A 24431-nucleotide genomic window follows, 5' to 3' on the forward strand; every position below is an offset into this window, starting at 1 on the left:
GATACTAATCCTCACTATGGAAGCGGACGAATGCCAAGCCCCTCGCCCTTTTATATGTACGTAATGACATAATATAACCGGCTGAGCATGAGGCGGTCGCGGCTCGAGCTCTCCGAAGACGACCGGCGCGAGCTGGAACGCATACAGCAAGAAGTGCTGCGCTTGTTAAGACAATCAAGGGAGGAAGCATCACGTAATGACTACTATGGTATCCAATCAATTGCGCAAAGGGCCGATCATGGCTTCCTTGCTCATCGCCGCTTTCGTCGCGCTGCTAGCCCAAACGGTGCTTAACGTCGCGCTGCCGCAAATGATGGTGGATCTCGACGTCGGCGAGAGCACGATCCAGTGGCTGTCCAACGGCTACATGCTGGTCAACGGCGTACTCGTGCCGATCAGCGCTTACTTCATTAATAGGTTTACGACCCGCAAGCTGTTCTTGGTCGCTTCCGTCACGTTCGCGATCGGCACCACGGTCTGCGCCGTATCGGGCGATTTTACTTGGCTGCTGGCCGGCCGTCTCATACAAGCGGGCGGCGCAGGCATCCTAATGCCGCTGATGATGATCGTGATCATGACCATCTTCCCCGTCGAAGAACGCGGCAAGGCGATGGGCCTGATGGGCGTCGCGATGATCTTCGCGCCGGCCGTCGGACCGACGCTTTCCGGCTGGATCGTCGAAAACTACGATTGGCATGTCTTGTTCTACATCATATTGCCGCTGGCGATCTTGGCTGTCGTGTTCGGCGCCTTCTCGATGAAGGACGTCATCAAGACATCGCGGCCGAAGCTCGACGTGCTCAGCGTCATTCTGTCCACGCTCGGTTTAGGGGGGCTGCTCTACGGCTTCAGCGAAGCGGGAACGGCAGGTTGGGACTCGACCGAAGTCATCGTATGCTCGGCCGTCGGAGCGGTGGCGCTTCTCTTGTTCATCGTCCGCTCGATCCTCGTGAAGATTCCGCTGCTCGAGATGCGCGTCTTCAAATATCCGATGTTCTCGCTCACGGCTCTGATCAATGCCATTATCACGATGGCGATGTATTCCGGCATGATCCTGCTTCCGATCTTCTTGCAGACCATTCGCCACTTCACGCCGCTCGAATCCGGCTTGCTGCTGCTTCCTGGCGCCATCCTGATGGGCATCATGTCGCCGATCACCGGCATGGTGTTCGATAAGATCGGCGCGCGCTGGCTGGCCGTCGTCGGCCTGATCATCACGACCGTCACGACGTTCGAGTTCAGCCGCCTGGAGATCGATACGTCGTATAATCATATGATGCTGTTCTATACGCTTCGGATGTTCGGGATGTCCATGCTGCTGATGCCGATCCAAACGGCCGGACTCAATCAGCTGCCGCGCCGCTTGAACGCGCACGGTTCGGCCATGTCCCAGACGCTGCGGAACGTTTCCGGCGCGCTCGGCACCGCCATTCTCGTGACGCTGATGACGAACAAAGCGACTTCGCGCGCGAAAGAATTGGCGGTCTCGGGCAACGTCGATCCGTCCGATCAAACGAAAATGGGCGAAATCATGCAGCAAGCCACGATTTACGGCATTAACCATTCCTTCGTCGTCGCCACTTGGCTGACCGTCGCCGCGCTCGTGCTGGCGTTCTTCATACGCAAGGTGTCGCCGCGCGAGGATGCGGTGGAAGTGCCGGTCATGGTGGCAGAAGAGATGCAGGCGCCGCCCTTGGCGGAAATCGCCGAGGATCGGGACCGCTCGAACCGACAAAGCGCGGACAGCGAATTCCGCGATGCCATCCGAGGGTTTCTCAAGCCTGAGCCGGCGAAAGGCAACGAGCATTTTAACGATAACGAATATCGGAAGGCGCTTCTGCAGCTGAGGGGCAACCCCAAAGAAGAGGAACATCCGGAAGAAATGAATGATAAAGCCTACCGGGAAACGCTTAAGAAACTGACTGAACCCGTCAAAGACAACAAGTGAGGCAGCAAGGTTGGTTTTCCGACAACGAGAGGAGATCGAACGATGAAAATTTATATTGTTTTCGATAGCGAAGCAGGCCATACGGAACAACTGGCAAGGTCCGTCGCCAAAGGGGCCGAACGCGTAGAAGGAGCCGAGGTCTTCATTAATCACGTCAAGAAGGCGAACGTAAACGATCTCAAAGAGATGGATGCGATCATCTGGGGATGTCCCGGACACTTCGGCACCATCAGCTCCGGCCTGAAGGAATGGATCGACAAACTCGGTTATTTATGGGCGAACGGAAAACTGGTCGATAAAGTCGGCGCCGTATTCTGCACCACGGCAACCATCCACGGCGGGAGCGAAGCCACCTTGCTGAACCTGATTACGCCGATGCTCCATCAAGGCATGATGATCGTCGGCTTGCCGGCCAATATTCCGGAGAATGCGCTGTACGGCAGCTACTACGGCGTAGGGGTAACGTCTCCCGTCGAAGATGCGAACGACACGCTGAGCCAATCGTTATTCGCGAAAGGTCTCGTGCTGGGAGAAACCCTCGGCACGCGCGTGGCCAATGCGGCTGCTATCTATGCCGCGGGCAAGGCAAGTCGGGCAACGAAGGAATAAACATTGCGAGAGCGCGGCCCGCGGCGGGCCGCGCTCTTCTGCAAGCTGCCCGGCAATCGGCGCTCTAACGAATCGTCGCGCCGCGTTGCCCGGATGCGAATTGCATAAAGGGAATTCGTCAGTCATGTCATGGTCAAACCGTGTTTATTCGAAGAGACCTTCCCCGAGCCTGACCGCTTGTTGGACGGCCTCGCCGTCCGGTTCCTGACGGGGCGTCGGCTGCCCGTCACGAGGAAATCGTCTTGAGCTTGCGGTTGATCTGCACGATCCCGATCCCGAGCAGCAGGAAGAGGAGCGCATAGATCGCAAGGACGGGCACGTAGATTCCCCATAAGTGACCGTTCGCTCTCGGCAGTAAGCCGATGCCGTTCAAACACATGATGATCAGGTTGAGCAGCAGCATGACGGTTATCATGCGCCGCAGTCGCATGTAATGCGCGACGAGCGACTCCCGGTCCGTATAGAGCTGCGGGTCCTCGTCCGGCCGCCATTCCCTGCGGAAGTAATACCAGGCTTGGGTGCAGTTTCCCGCAAACTCCCAGCCGGCATCGCGATAAAGCTCCAGGTATTCTTGGAGCTTCTCCTTCCCCAATCCGAGCTGATAATCCAACCGATACGTGTACCGAACCGATGCATCCCGCTCGAATTCGCTGCGTATGACGCCGCCGCGCTTCCAATGCAGCCCCTGCCGGGACATTTCGTTGATCCAGCGCTCCTCCTGCTCGTACTGCCAGCTGAACCACAGATGATACTTGCGCTCCATCCGCGCGTGATTCCCCATCCCCTACGCCTCCTCCGAATGCACGATTCGCCGCCCGGCAACGAGCAGCTCCTCCAGCCGGCTCATCTCGGACGCAACCGTATCTCTGCCGTCCTGCGTAATGCTGTACATCTTGCGCCTCGCATCCGTACCTTCCGGGCCCGGATAATGATCGATGAGCCCTTTGCCGAGCAACGCGTTCAACGCGGTGTACAGCGTGCCCGCGCCGAGCTTCACCCTGCCGCCGCTCATGCCCTCGACTTCCTGCATGATGCCGTACCCATGCGAAGGCTGCGCATACAGCGCGATCAAAATGTAATAGAACGCCTCCGTAAGCGGAAGCATGCCTTTCAAATTGGCCACGACGGATCTGCCCTCCCCGACTATTATGACTAACGATATATCGTATGTTGATACATTAACATTAGATATATCGACTGTCAATATAGTATGCAGAAGCTGATCTTTTTCGGGGCGGCCAAAAATAGACGCTCGGCCTAGCGCTCCCGTCCAACGAGACTCATAGACTGCTTGAAAGGGAAGGTGGATGGAACGTGGCAAAAGTAGGTGTCGTCATGCCCGCTTACTATCAGCAAGAAGCCTTGATCAGGCTGGCGGTGCAATCCGTGCTGAACCAGACCTGGCGGGATTTTAATTTCGTCATCGTCGTGGACGGCGCGCCTGACCTGGTGCCGCTCTTCGACGAATTGACGCAAGGGGATCCCCGGGTCAGCATCGTCGCGTATCCGGAAAATCAAGGCGTGGCCTTCGCGCTGAATTACGGCTTCGAAATCGTGATGGACCAGGGCTGCGAATATTTGACCTGGGTCTCGACGGACAACGTCTATTATCCGAATTTCCTCGATGCGCTCGTGCGCGAGATGGACCGCTCCCATCCGAACGTCGGCATTGTTTACAGCGCTTTCCGGCATGTCTTGGAGAACGGCCTCGCGGCGCATCCGGCGGAAGTGATTCGGGAGGTCCGGGAATTTCAACACCGCCCCAAGGAAGCGCTGCTCGAAGGGTGCATCATCGGCCCCAGTTTCCTGCAGCGCACGAAATACTGCCGGATGCTCGACGGCTACCGGTTCAAGTACATCCAGGATTACGATTATTGGATCCGGCTGACGGATTACTGCGACATCCAATACATTGCGGTCGAGCTCATGGACTACCGGATCAATTCGCCGTTCAGCTTGTCGACGCATATCAGCGAGGATCCCGCCAAGCATCGCGTCTGCTGGAACGAGGTCCATCAATCGCATTACGAGACCCGGCAGCGCAGGGGGATCAAGGCCGACATCAGCGCGCTGTTCCTGATCCGGCCGGGCGAAGTGCAGCAGGCGCAGCAAGCGCTGGCGAAAATCGTCGACCAGTACGAAACGAACTTCGAGCTGATCATCGTCGGCCTGACGACGCAGCGCGAGGTCGAAGCCGTGCTCGAGCCGTATACGGATCCGCGGATCCGCGTGCTCTATTATTCTTACCACCGGGACGTTAACGCGCTGCGCAAAGCGCTGGCCAAAACGAAATCCGACTGGTGCGTCGTCTACGACAGCGCCCATGTGACGGCCGATCTTGGATATCTGAGGTCGGTCCGCAGGTCGGGAGTACTGGATAAAAGCAAAGCGTCGGCGATTACGATGCCCGGCCGATCGGTCGTCGCCTCCAACGAGATCGTCAGCCTCTATCAAACGCTTGCCGTGCGGCCGGCCCTCATGAAGTTCGTGGAGAACGCGATTCACGACTCCTGAGCCGGGGGACGCCGCGAAAAACAAAAGCACGCCCTCCTCGTCGACGTCCGCCTGTCGCCATGCGGAATACGATGAGAAGCAGCGTGCTTGTGGGCCGTGCGAACGTCCGGAGCGGAGGCTCCGCTCCGCTTAATCGGTTGATCCGTGCATTGGCGCGGCGCGCCAGGTCGGCTCGAAGCCGCTCAGGTTCTCGAACCGTACGGCAACGACTTGATCCGTGCGGATGCGGTACGCGACCGTGACGCGGATAAGTCGGCTGCGGCCCTCTTGCCTGATCCAGAACCGGAAGGTTTGGCTGGCGGCACGGCCGTCCGCGCAATCGCATCCGAAGGGCTTGGCGCCGACGATTTCGGCGCCGGGATATTTCCTTCGCACCGCTTCGGCCGCGTAACGCTCCCATTTTCCGTAGGACGGAACGGGCCCTTCCGACTTCTCGATTCGCTTGACCCGGGCTTTGCCCGTCCCGTTCGCGGCTTCGACGGTGACGTACGCGCCGAATTCCGCGGCCCCTTCCCGCAGCCAGAATCGGTAGACGAACCGTTTGGACGAGGACGATACGGCTTCGCATCCGACATAGCGCATGTCCGTCAAGGACGCCCCGGGGTAGCGCGCGGCCGCGGCTTTGCGCGCGAAATCGCTCCATTGTACGTAGTGGTGGTAGCCGTCATCGGGATCATACTTGGCCGGCGCCGCCGCCGCGAGCGGCGAACGGACCGACAGGACAAGCAGCAGGGTCAGCAGCGGGGCCAGTAGTGGCAAAATCAACCTTTGCACGGCAATCCTTCCTTTGCAGCCGGATGCCGGTTAGGATGCCACCGCCGCGTCCTTCCTATCCGGGCCGGTTAACCGTGCAGCGCCGCCTGCCGTTTGTAGTGGTCCTCCAGCACGAGGCAGGCCATCGCTTCGATCACCGGCACGACGCGCGGGCAAATGCACGGATCGTGGCGCCCTTCGGTGCGGATCGTCCGCTCCTCGCCCTGCGTGGTCACCGTCTGCTGCGGCGACGAGATCGACGAGGTCGGCTTGACCGCCACGCGGAACACGATATCGGCGCCGGTGCTGATGCCGCCCAGGATGCCGCCGGCATGATTGCTCAAGAATCCGTCGGCGTTCATGCCGTCGTTATGCTCGCTGCCCAGCATGCCGGCCGCCGCGAAGCCCGCGCCGAATTCGATGCCCTTCACGGCGCCGACCGACAGCATGGCCTTCGCGAGATCCGCGTCGAGCTTGTCGAACACCGGCTCGCCGAGGCCCGCGGCCGCGCCGCTGATCCGGCATTCCACGATGCCGCCCGCGCTGTCGCCCCGCGCGACGAGCGTCTTGACGTAATCCTCCATCCAGCCCGCCGCCTCGGGATCGCACGCCCGGACGCTGTTCTTCTCGATCTCGTCCGGCTGGTACGTCCGGCAGGCGATACCGCCGATTTCCTTCGTATACGCGACGACGCGGACGCCCCTGTCCTCCAGCAGCTTGCGCGCGACCGCGCCCGCGGCCACCCGCGCCGCCGTCTCCCGGCCCGATGCCCGTCCGCTGCCGCGATGATCGCGAATTCCGTATTTCTTCAGGTACGTATAATCGGCGTGCCCCGGACGGAACGTCTCGTCCATCCCGTCGTACGCGCTCGGCCGCATGTCCTTGTTGTCGAGCAGGATGCACAGCGGCGTGCCCGTCGTCCGCCCCTCGAACATGCCGGATACGATGCGGATGACGTCGTATTCCTTGCGCGGGGACGTCACCGCCGATTGCCCCGGCTTGCGGCGGTCCATCTGAACCTGAATATAAGCCTCGTCGAGCTCGACCCCGGGCGTGACTCCCTCGACGATAACGCCGACCGATACGCCGTGCGACTCCCCGAACGTCGTGATTTTGAATGCTTCCCCAAATGTGCTGCCTGCCATGATGAGACACCTCCGCGATTGTTCATTGCCGTTAAGGTTGATTATAATGAACGGATAACGATAAATGAAATCGCGATTTCCCCAGCCTGTCATAGAGGTGATCGATATCAGTGCAAAACTGCATTTGGAATGGTACCGCATCTTCCTGCATACCGCGCTAAGCGGCAACCTGACGCGAGCCGCCCAGGAGCTGCATATCACGCAGCCTTCCGTCAGTTATGCCATCAAGCAGCTGGAGGAAGGCTTGGGCGTCAAGCTGTTCGACCGGCTGTCCAAAGGCGTCGCGCTTACCCCGGAGGGCAAGGACCTGCTGAGCTTCGTGGAGCAGTCGCTGTCGCTGCTCGACGCCGGCGAACGCAAGATGGCCTCGCTGCGCAACCATGCGTCCGGCGAGCTGCGGATCGGGTCCAGCGGACCGATGATCAAGCATCTGCTGCTGCCTCCGCTCGACCGGCTCCGCGATGCGCATTCGAACATCGAGATCCGGCTCTACCAAGGGAGAACCGACCAGATCCGCGCATGGCTGAAGGATAGCCGCATCGATATCGGGATCGTGCATCTGCCGGCCGACGACCCCGAGCTCGACATTCGCCCGCTCGCCGCCATACAGGACTGCTTCGTCGTCGGGCCGCGCTACCGGCATTTGGCGGATCGTCCGATCGCCGCCGCGGCATTGGCCAAGCTGCCGCTGTTGCTGCTGTCCGCCGGCAGCAGCACGCGCGTGTTCGCCGAGCGTTGGTTCGCCTCGCATGGACTCGCCGTCGACGCGGCCTTCGAGCTGAACAGCTCCGACATGCTCGTCGAATTCGCCCGGCGCGGCTACGGCGCCGCCTTCGTGACGCGCGCGTTCGTCCGGCAGCAGCTGGCGGAGGGCGAGCTGTTCGAGCTCCGCGCCGCGGAAGCGATCCCGGAGCGCCGCGTCGGCCTGGCGACCCGCCGCGGCATGTCGCTGCCCGCCGTCGGGCGGCTGTTCGTGGAGCTGTTGACGCAGGTCGAACCGACATGACGCCCGCGTAGGAAGCGCTGCTGACGCGTTCCGTTCCGACGCGCTGCGCGAATCGGAGACAACGGTCCTCGCGCCGGCAGAGCCGCCCATCCAACCAGGCTCGACGAACGACAAAACGCATCCGCCCCGCAAGGGCCAATGCGTTTTTTTCATTATATATGCGATGCCGATTCGTCCATGCGCCGCCTGCCGCTAACCCGCGCCCCATGGCTCGGACCATTCCGCGCGCTTGCCGGAACCCGGCGCCTGGCCCTCGCCCTCAGCACTCAGCCCTTGACGGCAGAGCTGGAGATGCCTTGGATGATGTATTTCTGGCCGAGGAGGAAAATGACGATCATCGGGATGATCGCCGCCGACGAAGCCGCCATCATGCCGTTGTAGTCGACGTTGTTCTCGAGAATGAAGTTTTGCAGGCCGAGCGGGATCGTATACAGCTTCGGGCTTTGCAGGAACACGAGCGCGTTCTCGTAATCGTTCCACTGCCAGGAGAAATCGATGATCGCGAACGTCGCGAGCGCCGGCTTCGCGAGCGGCAGCACGAGCCGGAAGAAGATCGTGAAATGCCCCGCCCCGTCCAGGAACGCCGATTCCGTGATCTCCCTCGGAATGCCCATGAAGAACTGGCGAAGCATGAACACGCCGAAGATCGAGAACATGGCGGGCAGGATAAGCGCCCAATGCGTGTTGTAGATGTGCAGCCAGTTGAACAGGATGAACTTCGGCACGAAGATGACCTGCGGCGGAATCATCATCATCGACAGATAGACGAGGAACATCGCGTTGCGCCCTTTGAATTCGGTCCTGGCGAAGCCGTACGCCGCGAGCGCCGACAGGAACAAGGCGCCGGCCGTGCCGATGACGGCGATCTTGAGCGAGTTCAGATAATAGGGCAGGAAATTATAATTGCCGGTCCAGATCCGCCGGTGGCTGCTCCAATCGAGCTTCGACGGGAGCCACTGCTTGAACACTTCGGCCGGGGTTTGCAGCGACGTGCTGATCATCCACAAGAAAGGAACGATCATGAACGCGCCGGCGACGAGCATGACGACCGTGATCGGCAGCTTGGACTTCATCGTGCCTTCATTCATGGGACGCGCTCCTCTCTAGTAGTGAACCCAGCGCTTCTGGCCGATCCACTGGATCAGGGTAATGGCGAAGATGCAGGCGAACAGGAACCAGGAGATCGTCGACGCATAGCCCATCTCGTAATAGCTGAACGCCGTCTTGTACACGAACAGCGACAGGATCGTCGTGCTTCCGCTCGGTCCGCCCTGCGTGATGGCCTGAATGAGCGCGAACGACTTCATCGTCATGATGAGGCCGGTGATGAGCAGCAGAAACGTCGTCGGACTGACGAGCGGCCACAGAATCCGCCAGGTGATCGTCCGGGTGCTCGCGCCGTCGATGCGGGCGGCCTCCAGCTGCTCCGCCGACACCTCCTGCAGGGCCGCCAGGTAGATGATCATGTTGTAGCCGAGCATGAACCAGACCTGCACGACGTCGATCGCGTACATCGCCGAACCGGAATCGGCGAACCAGCCCGGAGGCGAGACGACGCCGAGCCAGCGCAGCGCCTCGTTGATCGGCCCGTGCGACGGCTGGAAAAGCAGCATCCAGACGAAGGCGACCGCGACGCCGCTCGAGATGTACGGCAGGAAGAACATCCCGCGCAGCAGTCCCTTCAGATAGACGCTGCGGTTCAGCACGAGCGCGACGAGGAACGCCAGCACGAGCGCCGCCGGCACGGACAGCAGGAAGATCCCGGTATGCTTGAGCGAATCGTAGAAATTGTCGTCGCCGAACAGGCGCCTCAGGTTGTCCAGCCCGGTGAACGACCAGCGCGGATTGGAGAATTGATAGTCGGTGAACATCAGACCGAACGAGAAGAGCGCCGGTAGAATCAGAAAAATCAGAATGCCGAGCATGTTCGGCAGGACGAACGCGTACCCTACCCAGCCTTGCCTTTGAACCCAGCCTCGCCGTTTCACGGGATCGCCGCCTTTCTGCTAACGTAGGACGCCGGATGACAGCAGCAAAGAGAAGAAGGAAGCGGGGGTCCCTTCTTCTCTTTGGCGTCGCGCTGCTATGGAATGCCTTTACTTCTTGGTGAGCTCCTCGTGTTCCTTCGCCATGTTGGCCAGCGTCGTGTCGAGGTCCTGCTTGTTCAGGAAATACTTCTCGTATTCCTCCTTGCGGGCGTCCAGCACCTGCTGCGGCACGGCCAGCTGGAACGAAGGGAACGAGCCGAAGACGACTTTGTTCATGGAGTCGGCGTCGTACTTGTCTTCCACGCCCTTCAGCATCAGATCCATCGCCTGTTTGTTGTCCACGCTCTTCGAGGACGGGATCCGCCCGCCGCTCGCCATCGGCAGCATGCCGCCGTCCGCGTACCATTCGGCGAATTTGAGCGCCGCTTCCTGGTGCTTGGATTTCGCGTTGACCGACAAGACGTCGCCGAGGCCGCCGGCGTATTTGTAATCCTTCTGGTCCGCGGTCACCTTCGGTATCGTGGCGAACGCGATCTGGAAGTCATGCGGATAATCCTTCAGGTTGTTGGCGTTGCGGAAAATAAACTCGCCCGCGCTTAGCATCGCCGCCTCGCCCTGCAGGAACATCGTGTCGACCGGCATCTTGCTCGTCAGCTGCTCGCCGTATTCGGGCGTGGACTTGTCGACGAACATCATGTCGTGCAGGATCTGGAACTGCTGCTTCCACAGGTCGTTGTCGAAGTTCGAAGAGCCGTCCGGCTTCGTCAGCCCGAGACCGGCGACCGTGCCGTCGATCGTCGCCGTGAACATCGCGTCATGCTGCAGCAGGCCGTAGACGCCGTCCTTCGTCAGCTTCTTCGCGTAGTCCCGCAGATCGGACCAGGTCCAATCGATCGGCGGAACCGGCAGCCCGGCGTCGTCGAGCATCTTCTTGTTCAGCCAGATGAAGCCCATGTTCTTCTTCGTCGGGATGCCGTAATACTTGCCGCCGATCTTCCACTGCGCCGCATCCGGTCCCATCTGTCCGTCGATGTCGTAGCCGGAGCCGCTCAGGTCGACCGCCGTGCCGGCATCGACGCGCTTCTGCAGCCGGTTGAGCGTGTAATTCATGTAGAGGTCCGCGTCCTGCCCGGTCAAGAGCGCCGTGTCCAGCTTCAGGTTGCCCGGGTCGTCGTTGACGTAGCGGACGTATTCGACCTGGATATCGGGGTTCGCCTTGTTCCAGTCGTCGAGGACCGCCTGCGCGCCGGCTTCTTCGGGAACCGCGCCCCACAGCGTCAGCTTGATCTTCTCGCCCGTGCCCGACCCGGCGTCCGAGCCGCCGGCGGATTGCGCGCCGTTGCCTTCCGTCGCGCCGCCGTTCGCGTTGCCGTTGCCGCCGTTATTGCCGCCGTTATCGCTTCCGCATCCGGCGAGCAGCCCTGCGACCATCATGACGCTTGCCGCGCCGAGCAGCCATTTTTTCTTCATTCCGCATTCCCCCTTAGGAATCATCGTGCCGTGCGCTACGTCTATAACTTTATCATCGGGCGCGCCCTGGGGGGATGAACGGCGTTTGGGCATTCATAGAACGATTTTTTGTATTTGAACCCGCGTTACGGGGACGGTTCCGATCCCTGCTTGCGATATTCATTGGGCGTCACCTCGCACCAGCGCTTGAAGATTTTGATGAAATAGTTGTCGTTCTCGAAGCCGACCCGCCGCCCGATGTCGCTCACCGTGCCGTCCGTCTCCGCCAGCAGCATCTTCGCCGCTCGGACCCGGCGCTGCTGGATGTAGTGGGTCAGCGTCGTGCCGGTCTTCTTCTTGAACAGGTCGCTCACGTAGCTGGCGTCCATGCGGATGAATTCCGCCAGTCCCTTGAGCGTGATCTCCTCGGCGTAATGCTCCTCGATATAGCCGATGATCCGATTCATCTCGGGATGGTCGGTCGGGCCCGTCCGTCCTTTGTCGGGGAACCATTTGTCCGCTTTGCGCAGCTTCGCCATCCGCTCGAGCTCCACGGCCACCTTGTCCATCGCGCTCTTGATGCCCTTCAGGTCCAGCGACAGCTTCAGCAGGTACCCCGACGCGCCGTGCTCGACCGCCTGCCGCGCGTATTCGAATTCGCTCATCGCCGTCAGCATGACGAAGCGGCACTCGTAGCCCTCCTCCCGCGCCGCCTGGAGCAGGCGCACGCCGTCCATCGCGGGCATGTCGATGTCGGAGATCACGACGTCCGGCCGCAGCTCGCGAATCAGCCGCAGCCCTTCTTCCCCGTCCTCCGCCTCGCCCACGATCTCGAACGGCAGATCGGCCTTCTGCATGAGCTTGCGGATGCTCGCCCGGGCAGGCCGCTCATCCTCGACGAGCAGCGTCCGCCAGCGCGCCGCTCCCGTTCCCGTCGTCCCTGTCGTCGTCATGGTCGTCCTCCTCCCTCAAGTACGGCTTCGATAACAGCAGGGGCATATGCATGACGACCCGCGTGCCTTCGTCCGTCGAATCCATGCTCAGTCCCGTGCTCTGGTACTTAAACAGCAGCTCCAGGCTCTCCCGGATGTTCTGCACGCCGATGCTCTTGCGCTTCCGCGCGACCTTCTTCGCCTTCGCCCGCTCGACGCCCATGCCGTCGTCGGCGACCTCCAGGTACAGATGCGGCCCGCGCGCCGTCGCCCTGATGTCGATATGGCCCTCCTTCAGCGATTGGCCGAAGCCGTGCAGCAGCGCGTTCTCGACGAGCGGCTGCAAGCAGAACTTCGGGATGAGCGCGTCCCCCAGCTCGTCGCCGATGTCGCAGCGCAGCTCGATGCCGTGCCCGAAGCGCCGGCGCTGAATGGCCATGTACGATTCGATCAGCACGAGTTCGTCCTTGAGCCGGATGAGGTCGACCTCGGTATTGAGCGTCGTCTCGAGGATCGTGCCCAGCGCCACGCAGATGTCGTAGATGTCGTCCTCGTCCTTCTCCAGCGCGATGCTCTTGATCGTATTGAGCGTGTTCAGCAGAAAATGCGGGTTCATCTGCGACAGCAGCACCTGAAACCGCACGTACTGCTTCTGCCGCTCCTCCAGCCGCAGCCGCTCCAGCAGGCCGTTGATGTCGTCGATCATCGCGTTGAAGCTGTGGGTCAGCGATAGAATCTCGCCGCGTCCGTGCTCGGGCAGCTTGACCTTGAGGTTGGCTTTGACGGAGGAGTCCATCTTCTTCTGGAACAGCTTGAGCGGCACGGTGATCGTCGAGGATATGAAATACGTGAGCAGGACGAACGCGAGCAGAATCGCCCCGAACCCGATGAAAAACCGCTGCTTTTGCCGGTCCACTTCCTTGAACAGGAGCGCGAGCGGCACCTTCTTCACGAAATACCCGTTCAGCTCCTGGATCCGGCTGTACGTGTAAAGCGCCTCCTCCTTGCCGTCGACGACGGACGACGCCGGCGCCGCGGCGTCTCCGCTCTCCGCGGAGCGCGCGATCGCCGCCGCCACCGCGGGGGAAATCCCCTCGCCGGGCACGGATGCCAACAATTCCGCCCCCGAGCCGTCCGCCAGGAAATAAGCGCCCTCCTGTCCGCCGTCCTTCGTCGTCCGACTGAACCATTCCTCGTAATCGATGCTCAGGCGCCCATACGCGAACGGCTTCAGGTTGTCGTCGCGAAGCAGCAGGTACAGGCTCAGCATGCGGTCGCTCGCCGTGCTTTCGCGGATGACGACGCTCTCGTCGTTCGGGTTCCAGAAGTAGCGTTCGCCGCCTTGTTCCTGCAGCTGCTTCACCCACGGCTCGGCTCGGATCTCGTCGTAATCGAGCGCGTTCTTCGGCATGAAGGACGTGTAAGCGTGTCCATGAAGGTCGATCAGCGTGTAGTAAACCGTCGCGCCCGTCATGAAGAACGTATTCTCGATGCCCGCGAATTTATTCTCCACGAGCTTCTTCCGGGTGATGTCGTCGGCCGAGCCCGGGTCCTCCATCGCTTGCCGGAGCGACGTGTCCTGTTCCAGCAGCAGCCCCGTCTTCATGACGAGGGCCATCAGATCGACGAAGCCGTTCTTGAAGCCCTCGAGCTGCTCGGTGTTTTTCTTCGCGGCGTTGTCCTGGAGCACCCGTTCGGTGCCCTTGAAGTTGTACACCACGAGCAGCGCGATCGGCAGCAGCACGAACAGCAGGAAGGCGAACAGGATCCGGTTCTTGAACGTACCCGGCGTCAGCCGGCGGAACAGCCGCATGAGCATGGGGGTCATCCTCTCCCTCCGAATGAGTAAGCCGTCTGATCTTGTTGTTGGTTATCTTAATGCATTGGCCCGCGTTCAACAAGCGCCTTGTTAAACGGAGCGAACCGCATGCCCGCCCTCCGGATCGGCTTTCCGGCTTGCCCGATCGCCGCAATCTGGTATCATGACACTATAGCATTCGCGTTCTTCCGCGGCGGCCCGCCCGGATCCGGTCCGTTTTCCCGAGCCGCCGGCGAAGAACGCGCGAAGAAGAAAGGAATCCTGCATCCCATGTCCCAACAAGCATCGCGGCCATCCGCCGCCACGACCCCGCTGTCCAAAGGTCTGCTGCTGATGATGGCTTTGTCCGCCGGCATGACCGTCGCCAATTTGTACTACAACCAGCCGCTGCTGGCCGATATCGGACGCACGTTCGGCGTCGGCCCCGATGCCGTCGGCTTCATCTCCACGTTCACCCAGATCGGCTATGCGCTCGGCATGTTCCTGTTCGTCCCGCTCGGCGACATCAAGGAACGCAAAGGCCTGATCACGATTCTCCTGGCGCTTGTCTGCGTATCGCTGATCGGCGTCGCGACCGCGCAAAATCTCCCTTGGATCTACGCGGCCAGCTTCGCGGTCGGCATCACGACGATCGTGCCGCAAATCCTCGTGCCGCTGGCCGCGACGCTCGCCGCCCCCGGCGAACAGGGCAAGGCCGTCGGCACCGTCATGAGCGGCCTGCTGCTCGGCATCCTGCTCACGCGGACCGTGTCCGGCCTGATCGGCGGAACCTGGGGCTGGCGCCTGATGTATGCGCTGGCGGCCGCCGCCATGCTGGCGCTGCTCGTGCTGCTGCGCATCAAGCTGCCGTCCAACCGCCCGACGACCGAGCTCCGTTACGGACAATTGCTCGGTTCCATGGGCAGCCTGATCAAGCGGTATGCCACGCTGCGCGAATCGGCGCTCATCGGAGGCGCGAATTTCGCCGCGTTCAGCATTTTCTGGACGGCGCTCTCCTTCTACCTGGAAGGCGAGCCGTATCGGTACAGCAGCCAGATCGCCGGCTTGTTCGGCCTGGTCGGCGCGGCCGGCGCGCTGGGCGCGCCGATCGTCGGAAGAATGGCGGACCGGCTCCGCACGGAATGGATCATCGGTGTCCTGCTTCTGCTCAACCTGCTCTCCTACCTGCTCTTCGGCTTATGGGGCGGGTATCTGTGGGCGCTTATCGCGGGCGTCATCCTGCTCGATCTGGGCGTGCAGGGCACGCAGGTCGCCAACATGGCGCGCATCTATGCGCTCGAACCTCCGGCGCGAAGCCGCTTGAATACCGTGCAGATGGTGACGACGTTCCTCGGCGGCGCGATCGGCTCGTCGCTCGGCAGCTTCGCGTGGCGGCATTGGGGCTGGCGGGGCGTATGCCTGGCCGGCGGCGCGACCGTGCTGTTCGGCGTCATCGTCTGGGCTCTCCGCAGGCTTCGCCGCGAAGGTATCGGCGCGCAAGCCCGTCCGACGAATCCATAACGCAGCGCGCAGGCCTTCGTCCGAGGCCGACGGTAAACTCCCCTGCGGATACGCGCAACCATTGCGAGATCGAAAGCATGCGCAAGCAAAAATGCAAAAAAGAGCAGCCTTCCCGCCTTGGCACAGGAATGCTGCTCTTTTCTTCGTTCCGCGGTCGGCCGCGCAATCGCCTAGCGGGCGTTCTGCCTGGCGGATTCGCGGGCCAGCCGGCGCGCGACGCGGACCGACGGCAGGGCGCAGATCCGCCCGATGTACTGATCGAACCTGTCCGCGAGCACGTCATGCTGGAACTCCGTTTTCGCGCGATGATACCCGTCGCGCACGAGCCGTTCCCGCAGGACCTCGTCGCGCGCGAGGCGGACGACGCTGTCCGCGATTTGGTTCGCGGATTCCGGATCGACGAGCAGGCCCGTCACGCCGTCAAGCACCGCTTCCGAAGCGCCGCCCGAGCGTCCGGCGATCACCGGCACGCCGGCCGAGGCCGCCTCCAAATACACGATGCCGAAGCCTTCCGCGTCCCCTTGCTCCAACTCCCGGCACACCATGATGAATTGCTGCGACAGGCTGTAATAGTCGTTCAACCGTTCGCTTCCGCTCACGCTGCCCACGAATATCACGGCATCCGCGACGCCCGTCGCGCGCGCGAGCTGTTCCAACCGTTCGCGCGCGGGACCGTCCCCGACGATCACGTAGACGGCATGCGGGATTTGCTTCAAGATCGCCGGCATCGCCTCGATCACCCGGTCATGCCCTTTGCGGGTGACCAGCCGTCCGACGGACAACAAGACGTATTTACCTTCCAGTCCGAGCTGCTCCAGCAGCTCTTCGTCGGCCGGCTTCCGGTCGTACACCCGCTCGACGCCGGGATTGACGATGCCGATCCGGCGCGGATCGACCCCGTAATCCTCAACCAGCCGTTTGGTGAATTTGCTGTTCGTCAGCACGCCGTCGGCTTTGCGCAGGATCAGCTTCACGACCGCGTTCAGCCCGATGAACCGCCGGAACATGAGCATATCCATCCCGTGGGTCGAAATCACGTACCGGCGTCCCCCGAACACCCGGAACAGCAGCCCGATGAATCCGATCAGCACGTAGCCGTAAAGCGTAACGTCCGGCTCCTCGCCGCGCAGCGTCCGCCGCACCTGCCGGAACAACCTCCCCCAGCTCGAGATATCCGCCCGTTCGCCCCGCATGAAGGCGCCCCGCACGATCCGAAGCCGCTCCTGCTCGTCGAACGCGTCGCTTCCCGGGTACTCCGGCGCGACGATCGTCATGTCATGCTTCGTATGTTTGGACAAATTGTAGTAATAATTTTGCATGCCGCCGATGCCAGGCGGAAACACGCCTGCCACGAGAACGATCTTTCTACGTTTCATCATAGGACTTCACCCTTCTCGCCGAGTAGCTGACCGCTCGCACGATCGCCCAAAACATGATTTCCGCCATCATATTCCACAAACGCGCGATCACGGAAATATAAATCGCGGTCTCCGTGCCTAATTTCAAGGACAGGAAATAAACCAGAAAGCCTTCCCGTACCCCGAGCCCGCCCGGAAGCGGACTGAATAAACCGAGCAGCCAGGAGGTCGCGAACGTCCCCGCGGCATATAACAAACCGATATCGCCCCTGCCGAAGCTGTTCGTCAGCATCCAAAAGGCGATCCCCATCACGAAATGACTGCCGAGAAAACAAACGAGGTACCCGAAAAACTGATTGCGGGTCAAGCCTGCGTCCAGTCCCGATTCGGCCGCGGCGTTCCCGTTTCCGATCGAAGCCATCAGCTTGCCGACGATTCGCTGCAGCGCCTTCCAGCGCGAAGCGCGGACGAACAGCGTGCGAATGCGGGCCGTGCCTTTATCGTAATAGAAGTAGGCCAGCGCGAAGACCGCGAGAACGGCAGCAATGCAGACCAGCGGAGCAATGTTCAGGCTTACCAGGAGAATCAGCGCATAGCTGAGCGCCGCGGAGACAAGCAGGATGTTCTCGTAGACGATGGACGCGAGCTGCGCATCCAGCGGGACGCCCGCGCGCGTGGCGAGCACGACCCGGCCCGCGTAATTCCAGAACCCTCCGGGGAGATATTTGGCGAACTGCGAGTCGATGAACATTCGCAATCCGTCGAGCAGCCGCAGCTTGACGCCGGCCTGCCGCTTGACGGCTTCCGCCCCGGCCGCATTGACGATCAGCACCCAGATGGCGGCTTGAAGCATGAGGAAGAAAGCAAAAACCAGCATGGAGGAATAAAATTGCACGTTCGCATGCACCAGGAAGGACTCGATATCCGCCAATTTCAGCGGCACGTTCCGCACGACGAAGAAGACAATGATTCCGACAAGCGCGAGCTTGAGTACCGGCGGCGCCACTCTTCGCATCACTGCCACCTCTTCACCACCTCTCGGGCTCGGTAGAAATCATCCTTCAATTGTAACCGCGAACTGTTTACGTAATGTCAACCGAAACGCCGATTCGAATTAAATCCTGCCGGGTCGCGTCCGGAGCGGCCCGCATTCGCGTTCGAACCCTTAACGTGCCGAATGGTTAATGGAATAAATATTTCCAACGCGTATTGACAATAAACGGGGATATGAGTACAGTTAATCTATTATTCCAATTATTCTTATCGGTTTAGGAGGGTATAACAACAATGGGGCAAATAGACAACAATTTCCTGTCCGCCATTGAATCGAACTGGTACAGCTTCGTCACTTCGATTTTCGTCTTTTGGATTTTATTTTTGCTTGCCCGCAAACGGGTCAGCTTCGGCAAACGGGTCCTGATCGGACTCGGCATCGGAGTGGTCACCGGGATTCTGTTCCAAAATCTCGACTTCGACACGAAGGCCATCTCGACGTTCGGCAGCATCTACGTCAGCTTGATCCGCATGCTCGTCGTGCCGCTCGTGTTCATTCTCGTCTTGAACAGCATCTCGTCGCTCACCAATCTGGAATACCTGCGCAAGATCGGTCTCAAGACGTTCGCCTGGTTCCTCGGAACGACCGGGGTCGGCTCTATCATCGGCCTGCTCGTCGCCCTGCTGATGAACCCGGGGAGCGGCATCCAGCAAGCGGCTCCGGCGGATTTTCAGGCGCGCGAGATTCCGACCTTCTCCGAGGTCATCCTGGACATGGTGCCGTCCAACCCCATTAACGAGGCTGCCGAAGGCAAAGTGGTGCCGCTGCTCATCTTCGCGATTTTCCTGGCCGTGGCCATCATCAAGATCGGCTCGCGCAACGCAGAGGCCGTCAAGCCCGTTCGCGATCTGATCGGCTCGATCACGCAAGTGCTGCACCAAGTCGTCAAATTCATCATCCGGTTGACCCCTTACGGCGTCTTCGCCCTGATCGCCGCCGTTACGTCGCATTACGGCTGGGATACGCTGCAAGAGCTAGGCAGGGTCATCATCACGTCGTATATCGCGCTCATCATTCATTTCGTCTTGGTATTCGGCGGTCTGGTGCTGCTCGTTGCCAAAGTGAATCCGATCAAATTCTTCCGCAAGATCTATCCGACGATCACCGTCGCGTTCACGACCCGGAGCAGCTATGCCACGCTTCCCGTGAATCTGGAGGTCATCACCAAGCGGCTGCACGTCTCGCCGCGGATCGCGAGCTTCGTGGCTCCGCTCGGCGCTTCCGTCAACTTCAACGCCTGCGGCGGGATCTGGCCGGCCATCGTGACCGTCTTCACCGCGCATGTGTATAACATCGATCTGGCGTTTACGGACTACATCGTACTCGTGTTCGTCAGCATTATTTCGTCCATCGGCGTTGCCGGCGTACCGGGTCCGGCCGTCATCTCGACCACCGTCGTGCTGACCGCGCTCGGCCTCCCGCTGGAAGGCATCGCGATCGTGGCGGGCGTCGAAGCCTTGATCGACATGGGCCGCACGGCCGTCAATGCAACGGGCACGACCGTCACCTCCCTGCTCGTGGCCAACTCCGAAGGCGAGTTCGACCGCGAAGCGTTCAACAACCAGGACGACGACGAGGAAATCTCGCTCCAACCCGCGCACTGATCCGCTGCCCGCAAGGCGGCATGATGAAAGCCCTCCGTTTCCCGCCCGGGATGACGGAGGGCTTTCTGCCGCGGAACGGACCGCAGGGCGGACAAAAAGCGCCGCCGCGGCCTAGCCGCGGCGGCAGCACTCTTCGGAACGGCAAGCGATGCATCCGGATCGCGGGCGGTCGCCGGAGAAAATCATTGCGCCTGCGCGACCGGATCCAATGCCTCGCGCATCTGCGCCTCCGTCATCGCTCCGACGCGTTTATGCTTGACGTTGCCGAGCGGATCCACGATGATCGAGACGGGAATCGAGGTGATGCCGTACGCTTCCGTCAACTTCTTCTTCTCGTCGAGCAGGACGCGGAACGGATAGCCGTGCGATTGGATGTAATCCAGGGCCGTCTGCCGGTCCTCGCCGACATTCACGGTCACGACCACGACGTTCCGATCCTTGTACGCCTCGCTTACCTTCTGCAGGGCGGGCATTTCTTTCTTGCAGTATTTGCACCAGGTCGTCCAGAAATTGAGATACACCGTACGCCCTCTCAGCTCGCGCATGGATACATGGTTCCCTTCCAGATCCGTCAGCGTAAAATCCAGCGCGCGGGCCGGTTCCGCGGCGGAAGCCGCTTCCGACCCGAGGCTGGATGCCTCGCTCACGTCGTAGTGGCTGGTCACGTACACCGCGCCTGCCACGACGGCGGCTGCGGCAAGCGACGCCGCGCCCCACAGTACCCCTTTTCTCTTCATCGTTCCGACTCTCCTCATAGATTGAACAATCCGGCGCTTTGACTGATGAACGCGAGCTTATCGGTAAAGACGAGCAGCCCCATCGCGATCATGACGATGCCGCTCGCGACGGATATCGCCGGGAGATGCCTTGTGATTTTTTTCAAATAGTTCGTTAAATTGCCCACCAGGAACGCGGCCAGCAGCAGCGGCAGCGCCAAGCCCAACGAATACGCCGCGAGGAGCAGGACGCCCTTCCCGATCGTGGACATGCTGCCCGCGTAGATCAGGATGGACGAGAGAATCGGACCGACGCACGGCGTCCAGCCGGCCGCGAAGGCCATGCCGAGCAGCAGCGAGCCGATGGCCGTCCTCTCTCTTCTGGCGCCGGTTTGGAACAGTCTCTTCTCGGCGTAGAATGCTTTGATTTTGAAAATCCCCGTCGTGTGCAGCCCGAATACGATGATCAGGCCCCCGCCGATCTGCTTCACGAGCGTCGAGTTCGTCGCGAGCAGCCTGCCGACGGAGCTGACGGACACGCCGAGCAGCATGAACACGGCCGAGAAGCCGAGCACGAAGAAGCCGGCCTTGATCAACACGTTCAGCTTCGCTTGGCTGCTCTGCAGCTCGGGCAGCGACGCGCCGACGAGATGGCTGAGATAGACCGGGATGAGCGGCAGGACGCAGGGCGATAAGAACGAGAGCAGCCCGGCCGAAAACGCGAGTAGGATATCCATGCTTTCTTCTCCTCGTTGCGGGCGAAGCATCGCCTTTTGCGGAAATGGGCAAAATGGGCAGCCGAGTGGATGCCCATTTTGATGAAATACGGCGCTCTATTTGTTCGAAAGCAGGTTGTACAGCACTTGCGCGACTTCCGCTCTCGTCGACAATCCCGCAGGGTTCAGCTTGCCGTCGCTACCGGTTACGACGCCGCTTTTCACGAGCGCCCGGAACGCATCCCCCGCATAGCCGGGAATTTGGCCCGCATCGGCGAAGCTCGACAATGCCGGACCGGCATCGCCCGCAGGCAGCTTGCCGAGCACGTCAAGCGCGCGGTACAGCAGCGTGAACAAATCTTGGCGCGTGATTGCTTTGGACGGCGCATAGAGATTGTCGCCCAGCCCCGTCGTGATGCCGAGACGTTTCGCCGCTCCGAGGTAGTTCGTGTAATACGTATCGCCAGCGTCGGCGAAGTTGCTCGCTTCGGTTTCATTCGGCTCGATGCCGTAGGCCTTCAGCAGCAGCACGAGGAATTGGCCGCGCGTCACGTTGGCCGACGGGCTGTAATGCGTGGCGTCGGTACCGGACGCAATGCCGTTCGCGGCCAGGTAGCCGACAGCTTCGCTATACCAAGCCGAAGACGGAACGTCCGCGAAGGACGCATTCGCAGGAGCCGCCTCCGGTACCGTTACGTTCACCGATTGGCCGGCCGCGTATGGCACCTGCGCCGGCGCGATCAACGTCGTGACCCCGTCCGCTTTGCTGCTGATCGGGCCGTTGAAGCCCGGTTTGGCCGCGTAACGGACATTGTACGTGCCCGGCGCAAGGCCTGTAATGGCCGTTCCCGTAACCGGCGCGTAGTCGGTCGCGCTTGCGGCTTTGTACTCCAGCGCCGCGTTCGCGCCCGTGATTTGGCCGTTGTTGCCCGTCGTCGGCGCGACGCCCGTCAATCCGGAAGGTACCGACTCCAGGCGGGAAAATAATTTGTCCAACGCCGTCTTGTAGGTCGCGTTAGGCGATACGCCGTTCGATTTGTAATCCGGCTGAATGTTGGTCCACGAGTACATCAGCTCCACGTGGCCCAGAATCGGCGCGCTCTTGCCTGCCGCGTCTTTATTGTCTTTGTTATAGACATACAGATAAGGGACCTGCAGCTTGTTGGCTACGACGTCCTTGCCGTTCGCGTCCTTGTAGGTCACGTTCGTCGTATCTTTCACGTATTGTGTCTGGATATTCGTCAAATAGGTATTGACCAGATCCACGTACAAGTTGGCGTACGGATGGCCGGTACCCCGAACCATCAGACGGTCGTTCTCATGGGAATCGAACGTCGGCAAGTCCGTCTTCGTCACGTCGACGCCGGCATCCAACCGCGGATCCCACATGTAGACCTTGTCGACCTTGTATTTATGCGCGTATTCGTTGATGAATTTGATGGCCGCCTGCGTATTCGGGCACCAGGATCCGCCGAAGAGGATCACGTAGTTGCCTTCGCTGCCGAGCAGCTTCGTCAGCTCGTGGTACGTGACATGCTCGAATACGAGCTGGCCGTCCGTGCCGTCGAAGATATCGCGGCCGACGTTCGGGGAGTTGAATTTAACGTTCTTGTTGAACGCGGGTTCGATAAAGTCGTTGCTCGCGATCGTCTTGTAGTCCGCGGCGGGCGCGGCGCCGAACACGTCCTTCACTTGCGCCTTGAAGGCGCCGGCTTTGGCTGCGTCTTCGGTGCCGCCGGTTTGGAAATCGGCGGCGGAGCTGCCGTTCTTGATGAATTTGACGATCGGCTGGCTGTTGGCGTCGTTCTTATGGTCTTTATTGTAGATAAACAGGAACGTCTGGTTCTTCACGTCCGCTGCCGGGCTCGTCGCGACCGCATTGCCGCTCGCGTCCTTCTCCGTCAGGTATTTGGCGACGAGATCGGTGTACAGGCTGGCGAACGGACTGGCGCTGTCCGCCAAATCCAGGCTGACGCCGTCGAGCTTCGTGTCGAAGTTGTAGATCGTGGAGATGCCGTAGGCTTTCGCCGCTTGATCGATGTAGCCGATCTCGGCTTGGGTGCTCGGCACGGAAGCGCCGCCGAACAAGACGGCATAGGTGCCCGCGCTTTCGAAGATATGCGCGATATCCTCGTAGGTTGCCGTCTTGAACACATGGCCGGCATCCTTCAGATTCGGATAAACGTCGCTGAAATAATCGAAATGGCTGACCGGGCTTACGGAATCCGGAACGGCTGTCGCATTAGTCGCGGCGGCGTTCGCGGATAGAACCGGAATGGAAAGGATAAGGGCCAGAAGCAAGGCAACGAGCCTTGCCGCGGATACGGATGTTCTCATAAGGGCTGAATCTCCTAGTCATGTTAGTAGTGGGATGGCTTATGATGTGCTGCAGTCGTCGGAAGGTCCTTAAGGGCAAACTTCTTCTTCGGACGAACCGGAGGACGGCTGCGTGTCGGACGGCGCGGAGACCGGGTCCGAGGAGTCATTGGACGAAGACGGCTCCGACGAAGACGAGCCGGAGGAAGACTGCGAAGGCGCGGATACGGTCTCCGGCGCTTTCTCTTCTTTGGAAGCGACGATCGATCCGACCTTCTTCGGGCCTTTCTCGACGGGCGCGGATACAGTAGCCGTATCGGCTGCCGTAGTCACGGGAGCCGCGGACGCTGCCGACGATTTGGAAGGCTGGTTGTTTGCCGACGGCGTCGATGCTTTCGGCTGGGACGCCGCCGCAGCAGGCTTATTTGTTTTCGGTTGTTCGGTTTTCGGCTGTTCGGCTTTCGGCTGTTCCGTCGTCGACGCCGCCGGCTTCTGCTCGGCCTGCTTGGACGTGTCCGTCAGGACGGCCGTCTTCACTTTCGCTTGGCTGGCCGAAGAGCCTGCATCGACAACCGGGGCGGACGGTTTGTCTTGCGCTGCCGGCGTACTTGCGGTCTGCGCGTCGTTGGTTGCTTCCGGCGCGGACGGCTGGCCGTCTGCCGCCGCGGAAACCGCGGCGTCGGAAGGCGCGACGTCCACTGCCGCCGATTCGGTCGCCGCCGGTTCGCTTTGCAAGGAAGCGGCTTGATCTTGCGTAACGGCCGACTGCGTATTCCCGGCCGTCGCCGGCGCCGCTGCCGGTTCGTTCTGCGGCTGCTTATTCGCATAGACCGCCGCATAGGTCAGGACCAGGAATACGGCAGTTCCGATAATAAAAGACAACGTGGATTTGGTTACGAGTTTCTTTTTCATTCTGACTTCAACCCCTCGCGCAATAGTAGGATGACAAGCTTTCGGATAAAAAAAGAAGATCCAACGAGGACGCGACAAAGTCGCGTACGCTC

The 24431-nt window shown here is 60.8% G+C and carries 21 protein-coding genes; 6 read left to right on the forward strand and 15 right to left on the reverse strand.

Going from position 1 to position 24431, the window contains the following annotated elements; translation table 11 throughout:
- Nucleotides 1–196: 196 nt before the first annotated feature.
- Both GT019_RS24710 and GT019_RS24715 read left to right on the forward strand, forming a co-directional pair.
- Nucleotides 197–1948: an MDR family MFS transporter gene (locus tag GT019_RS24710; protein ID WP_161746108.1), complete on the forward strand. Its 1752-nt coding sequence runs from the start codon at nucleotides 197–199 to the stop codon at nucleotides 1946–1948.
- Nucleotides 1949–1990: 42 nt separating this feature from the next.
- Complete coding sequence (locus GT019_RS24715; protein WP_161746109.1) at nucleotides 1991–2557, forward strand: NAD(P)H-dependent oxidoreductase; 567 nt, start codon at nucleotides 1991–1993, stop codon at nucleotides 2555–2557.
- Between the two features lie 226 nt (nucleotides 2558–2783).
- Here GT019_RS24715 and GT019_RS24720 read toward each other — a convergent pair whose 3' ends face one another.
- Both GT019_RS24720 and GT019_RS24725 read right to left on the reverse strand, forming a co-directional pair.
- Nucleotides 2784–3338 carry a DUF2812 domain-containing protein gene (locus GT019_RS24720; protein ID WP_161746110.1) on the reverse strand — a complete coding sequence of 185 codons (555 nt, stop codon included), beginning with the start codon at nucleotides 3336–3338 and terminating at the stop codon, nucleotides 2784–2786.
- Nucleotides 3339–3341: 3 nt separating this feature from the next.
- On the reverse strand, nucleotides 3342–3680 hold the full coding sequence (locus GT019_RS24725) for a PadR family transcriptional regulator (RefSeq protein WP_407945102.1): 339 nt from the start codon (nucleotides 3678–3680) through the stop codon (nucleotides 3342–3344).
- A 191-nt stretch (nucleotides 3681–3871) separates the two neighbouring features.
- Between GT019_RS24725 and GT019_RS24730 the strand changes: the two genes are divergently transcribed.
- On the forward strand, nucleotides 3872–5071 hold the full coding sequence (locus GT019_RS24730; RefSeq protein ID WP_161746111.1) for a glycosyltransferase family 2 protein: 1200 nt from the start codon (nucleotides 3872–3874) through the stop codon (nucleotides 5069–5071).
- A 129-nt stretch (nucleotides 5072–5200) separates the two neighbouring features.
- Here the strand turns inward: GT019_RS24730 and GT019_RS24735 are convergent, their stop codons facing one another.
- Complete coding sequence (locus GT019_RS24735) at nucleotides 5201–5845, reverse strand: DUF3889 domain-containing protein (RefSeq protein ID WP_161746112.1); 645 nt, start codon at nucleotides 5843–5845, stop codon at nucleotides 5201–5203.
- A 68-nt stretch (nucleotides 5846–5913) separates the two neighbouring features.
- Entirely contained in the window at nucleotides 5914–6969 is a 1056-nt protein-coding gene (gene aroC / locus GT019_RS24740) for a chorismate synthase (RefSeq protein ID WP_161746113.1), read from the reverse strand.
- Nucleotides 6970–7033: 64 nt separating this feature from the next.
- Here aroC and GT019_RS24745 point away from each other — a divergent pair, with 64 nt between their 5' ends.
- Nucleotides 7034–7975, forward strand: a complete 942-nt coding sequence (locus GT019_RS24745; RefSeq protein ID WP_161746114.1) for a LysR family transcriptional regulator — start codon at nucleotides 7034–7036, stop codon at nucleotides 7973–7975.
- Nucleotides 7976–8241: 266 nt separating this feature from the next.
- Here GT019_RS24745 and GT019_RS24750 read toward each other — a convergent pair whose 3' ends face one another.
- From GT019_RS24750 to GT019_RS24770, 5 genes are all read right to left on the reverse strand, one after another.
- On the reverse strand, nucleotides 8242–9048 hold the full coding sequence (locus GT019_RS24750) for a carbohydrate ABC transporter permease (protein ID WP_407945105.1): 807 nt from the start codon (nucleotides 9046–9048) through the stop codon (nucleotides 8242–8244).
- Between the two features lie 30 nt (nucleotides 9049–9078).
- Entirely contained in the window at nucleotides 9079–9963 is an 885-nt protein-coding gene (locus GT019_RS24755; RefSeq protein WP_161746116.1) for a carbohydrate ABC transporter permease, read from the reverse strand.
- 108 nt (nucleotides 9964–10071) lie between these two features.
- A complete protein-coding gene (locus tag GT019_RS24760) occupies nucleotides 10072–11433 on the reverse strand; it encodes an ABC transporter substrate-binding protein (RefSeq protein ID WP_161746117.1) in 1362 nt (453 codons plus the stop codon).
- Between the two features lie 125 nt (nucleotides 11434–11558).
- Nucleotides 11559–12365: a response regulator transcription factor gene (locus tag GT019_RS24765; RefSeq protein WP_161746118.1), complete on the reverse strand. Its 807-nt coding sequence runs from the start codon at nucleotides 12363–12365 to the stop codon at nucleotides 11559–11561.
- Complete coding sequence (locus GT019_RS24770) at nucleotides 12301–14172, reverse strand: sensor histidine kinase (protein WP_235949235.1); 1872 nt, start codon at nucleotides 14170–14172, stop codon at nucleotides 12301–12303. The genes GT019_RS24765 and GT019_RS24770 overlap by 65 nt, the downstream gene beginning before the upstream one ends.
- A gap of 261 nt (nucleotides 14173–14433) precedes the next feature.
- On the opposite strand from GT019_RS24770, the gene GT019_RS24775 reads away from it, so the two are divergent.
- Entirely contained in the window at nucleotides 14434–15663 is a 1230-nt protein-coding gene (locus GT019_RS24775; RefSeq protein ID WP_161746119.1) for an MFS transporter, read from the forward strand.
- A gap of 170 nt (nucleotides 15664–15833) precedes the next feature.
- Here GT019_RS24775 and GT019_RS24780 read toward each other — a convergent pair whose 3' ends face one another.
- On the reverse strand, nucleotides 15834–17042 hold the full coding sequence (locus GT019_RS24780; RefSeq protein ID WP_235949237.1) for a glycosyltransferase family 4 protein: 1209 nt from the start codon (nucleotides 17040–17042) through the stop codon (nucleotides 15834–15836).
- Nucleotides 17029–18036 (reverse strand): lysylphosphatidylglycerol synthase domain-containing protein, encoded by a 1008-nt coding sequence (locus GT019_RS24785; protein ID WP_201755590.1) that lies wholly within the window; start codon nucleotides 18034–18036, stop codon nucleotides 17029–17031. Before GT019_RS24785 ends, GT019_RS24780 begins: the two co-directional genes overlap by 14 nt.
- Nucleotides 18037–18308: 272 nt before the next feature.
- Between GT019_RS24785 and GT019_RS24790 the strand changes: the two genes are divergently transcribed.
- On the forward strand, nucleotides 18309–19679 hold the full coding sequence (locus tag GT019_RS24790; protein ID WP_201755577.1) for a dicarboxylate/amino acid:cation symporter: 1371 nt from the start codon (nucleotides 18309–18311) through the stop codon (nucleotides 19677–19679).
- 182 nt (nucleotides 19680–19861) lie between these two features.
- Here the strand turns inward: GT019_RS24790 and GT019_RS24795 are convergent, their stop codons facing one another.
- The 4 genes from GT019_RS24795 to GT019_RS24810 all read right to left on the reverse strand — a co-directional run bounded on the left by GT019_RS24795 (nucleotide 19862) and on the right by GT019_RS24810 (nucleotide 24339).
- Nucleotides 19862–20416, reverse strand: coding sequence for a TlpA family protein disulfide reductase (locus GT019_RS24795; RefSeq protein ID WP_161746121.1), 555 nt, complete (start codon nucleotides 20414–20416; stop codon nucleotides 19862–19864).
- Nucleotides 20417–20430: 14 nt separating this feature from the next.
- Nucleotides 20431–21132 carry a cytochrome c biogenesis protein CcdA gene (locus tag GT019_RS24800; RefSeq protein WP_161746122.1) on the reverse strand — a complete coding sequence of 234 codons (702 nt, stop codon included), beginning with the start codon at nucleotides 21130–21132 and terminating at the stop codon, nucleotides 20431–20433.
- A 96-nt stretch (nucleotides 21133–21228) separates the two neighbouring features.
- Nucleotides 21229–23448 carry an S-layer homology domain-containing protein gene (locus GT019_RS24805; protein ID WP_161746123.1) on the reverse strand — a complete coding sequence of 740 codons (2220 nt, stop codon included), beginning with the start codon at nucleotides 23446–23448 and terminating at the stop codon, nucleotides 21229–21231.
- A 69-nt stretch (nucleotides 23449–23517) separates the two neighbouring features.
- Nucleotides 23518–24339 (reverse strand): prolipoprotein diacylglyceryl transferase, encoded by an 822-nt coding sequence (locus GT019_RS24810; RefSeq protein ID WP_161746124.1) that lies wholly within the window; start codon nucleotides 24337–24339, stop codon nucleotides 23518–23520.
- Nucleotides 24340–24431: the final 92 nt, after the last annotated feature.

Origin of the sequence: Paenibacillus glycinis (genome assembly GCF_009909185.1) — a bacterium.
In the GTDB taxonomy this organism is placed as follows: domain Bacteria; phylum Bacillota; class Bacilli; order Paenibacillales; family Paenibacillaceae; genus Paenibacillus_Z; species Paenibacillus_Z glycinis.